The sequence below is a fragment of the Propioniciclava sp. genome (assembly GCF_029977985.1).
In the GTDB taxonomy this organism is placed as follows: domain Bacteria; phylum Actinomycetota; class Actinomycetes; order Propionibacteriales; family Propionibacteriaceae; genus Propioniciclava.
The window spans coordinates 1-2,897 of record NZ_JARKOT010000192.1 but is presented as its reverse complement, the minus strand read 5'-3'; the positions used below and the strand labels follow the sequence as shown (position 1 = coordinate 2,897).

The window sequence follows — 2,897 nt, the reverse complement described above, 5'->3', positions numbered from 1 at the left end:
CGTGTTGGACGCCCTCGCCGTGGCCTACGACTACCCCGTCGACGTCGAGTTCACTGTCAACATCACCAGCAGCGGCGACGTGCGCGTCGGCATCGTGCAGTGCCGCCCCCTGCAGACCCGTGGGCCCGGCGCGGCGGTGGCCATGCCCGAACTGGCGGGCACCGGTGGCGTCCTGTTCGAGACGCGCGGGAACTTCATGGGGGGCAACGTGCGGACCCCGCTGCGGTACGTCGTCGCGGTGCGGCCGGAACGCTACCTCCGGCTCGGGACCCCCGATCGGCACGGCGTGGCGCGCCTCGTGGGGCTGGTGAACCGGGCGCTCGCCGACGAGACGTTCGCCCTCATCGGGCCGGGGCGGTGGGGCACGACGACCGAGTCGCTCGGCGTCCCGGTGCGCTTCGCCGAGATCAACCACGCGTCAGCGCTCGTCGAGACCACCTACGCCGAGGGCGACTTCCGGCCCGAGCTGAGCTACGGCAGCCACTTCTTCCAGGATCTCGTCGAGACCGGCATCTTCTACGCTGCCGTCTTCGACGGCCGCCCGGGCACGACCTATGCGCCCGGTCTCGTCTGGGCACGTCCGAACGTGGTCACCGATCTCGTTCCGGACGCCGCCGCTCACCTCGTCGACGTGGTTCACGTGGCGCGCTTCGACGACCTCGAACTGGCCAGTGACATCGTCAGCCAGCACGTGGTCTGCTGGCAGGGCTGACGCCGCAGCGAGCCCCGGCGCGGTGAGCCCCGGGGCAGTGGCGCCGGGAGCCTACGGCTCTGGGTCGCTTCAGATGACGCCCAGGGCGACCATGGCGTCGGCCACGCGCAGGAAGCCGGCGATGTTGGCGCCGACGACGTAGTCGCCGGGGGCCCCGTACTCCTCCGCGGTCTCGTAGCAGCGCTCGTGGATGCCGACCATGATCCCCTTGAGGCGTTCTTCGGTGTGTTCGAACGTCCAGGAATCGCGCGAGGCGTTCTGCTGCATCTCGAGAGCCGAGGTGGCCACGCCGCCCGCGTTCGCCGCCTTGCCCGGCGCGAACCGGACGCCGGCACCGGTGAACGTGCGGATGGCCTCAGGCGTGCTCGGCATGTTCGCGCCCTCGGCGACCAGCGTGCAGCCGTTGGCGACGAGCGTCTTCGCGGCGGCGGCGTCCAGCTCGTTCTGCGTGGCGCAGGGAAGGGCGATGTCGCAGGGGACGTCCCAGATGGAGCCGTCGGAGACGAACCGGGCCGAGCTGTTGGCGTCCGCGTACTCGCCGATCCGGCCGCGCCGGACCTCCTTGAGATCCTGCATCTGCTCGAGGTCGATGCCACCCTCGTCGACGATGTAGCCGCTCGAGTCGGACATCGCGACGACCGTGGCGCCGAGCTGCTGCGCCTTCTCGAGAGCGTAGATGGCCACGTTGCCCGAACCGCTCACGACGACCTTCTTGCCGTCGAAGCTGTCCCCCGTCAGCTTGAGCATCTCGTCGGCGAAGAACACGGTGCCGTAGCCGGTCGCCTCGGTGCGCGCCCTCGAGCCGCCCCACGTGAGGCCCTTGCCGGTGATGACACCCGACTCGTAGCGACCGGTCATCTTCTTGTACTGGCCGAAGAGATAGCCGATCTCGCGCCCGCCGACGCCGATGTCACCGGCCGGAACGTCGATGTCGTGGCCGATGTGGCCGGAGAGCTCGGTCATGAACGACTGGCAGAAGCGCATGATCTCGTTGTCGCTCTTGCCCTTCGGATCGAAGTCGGAGCCACCCTTGCCGCCGCCGATCGGCATGCCGGTGAGGGCGTTCTTGAAGATCTGCTCGAAGCCGAGGAACTTGATGATGCCGAGGTACACGCTCGGGTGGAAGCGCAGGCCGCCCTTGTAGGGCCCGAGGGCCGAGTTGAACTGGACGCGGAACCCGCGGTTGGTGTGCACACGGCCGGCGTCGTCCTGCCAGTTGACCTTGAAGATGATCTGGCGGTTCGGCTCGCAGATGCGCGGGATGATGCCCATCTCGACGAACTCCGGACGCCGCTCCATCACCGGGCTCAGCGACTCGAGCACCTCGCGGACCGCTTGATGGAACTCGGCCTCCCCGGGATTGCGGCGGACGACGATGTCGAACTCTTCCTGCAGGGTCGGAGTGAGCTCCATTGGGGCGAACCTTTCCTCGATGAATGGCGACTTCCGATGGGGAGTCTACGACCGGGCCGAGCCGCCGGTCGTGGCCGTTCACCCAACGGCCGCCCCTCCGCCAACACGCTTCCCACAAGGGAGACCGCCGCGCGAGGTGCGCGGCGGCGTCCCTTCTCGTGGTGTCAACGGTCGGCGTGATACCGGTTGATCGCGCTCAGGACGGCCTTGAGGGACGCCGTCACGATCGAACTGTGGCGCCCGACTCCCCACAGGACCCTGGCGTCGTCTCCCTGGCCGACCTCGCACTCGACGTAGGCTGCGGCGAGGGCGTCGTCGCCGGAGCTGAGCGCGTGCTCGGAGTAGTCGAGCACCCGCACGGGGTAGCCGATCAGAGCCAGCGCGTCCACGAACGCCGACAGCGGACCGTTGCCTTCCCCGCCCACCTGCTTCTCGCGGCCGTTGACGCGCAGGGCGGCATCGACGGCGTACACCCCCTCCTCCGAGACGGAGCGGTACTGCAGCAGGTCGAGCGGCGTGTGCCGGCTGAGGTACTCGCGCTCGAAGATCGCCCACATCTGGGCGGCGTTGACCTCGCCACCCTCGGCGTCGGTGTGCTGCTGGACGACGCGGCTGAACTCGATCTGCAGGCGCCGCGGGAGGTCCATGCTGTGGTCGTTCTTCATGATGTAGGCCATGCCGCCCTTGCCGGACTGGCTGTTCACCCGGATGACGGCCTCGTACGTGCGGCCCACGTCGTGCGGGTCGATGGGCAGGTAGGGCGCCTCCCAGT

At 68.9% G+C, this 2,897-nt stretch carries 2 protein-coding genes and 1 pseudogene; 1 reads left to right on the top strand and 2 read right to left on the bottom strand.

The features are described from left to right. Positions 1–712, top strand: a pseudogene (locus Q1K57_RS11375) (hypothetical protein); the annotation flags it as partial. Positions 713–781: 69 nt separating this feature from the next. Here Q1K57_RS11375 and gdhA read toward each other — a convergent pair. Then, positions 782–2,125: an NADP-specific glutamate dehydrogenase gene (gene gdhA / locus Q1K57_RS11370; RefSeq protein ID WP_300082593.1), complete on the bottom strand. Its 1,344-nt coding sequence runs from the start codon at positions 2,123–2,125 to the stop codon at positions 782–784. A 164-nt stretch (positions 2,126–2,289) separates the two neighbouring features. Then, positions 2,290–2,897: alpha-isopropylmalate synthase regulatory domain-containing protein (locus Q1K57_RS11365; RefSeq protein WP_300082590.1), on the bottom strand; the 608-nt coding region annotated here is incomplete at its 5' end.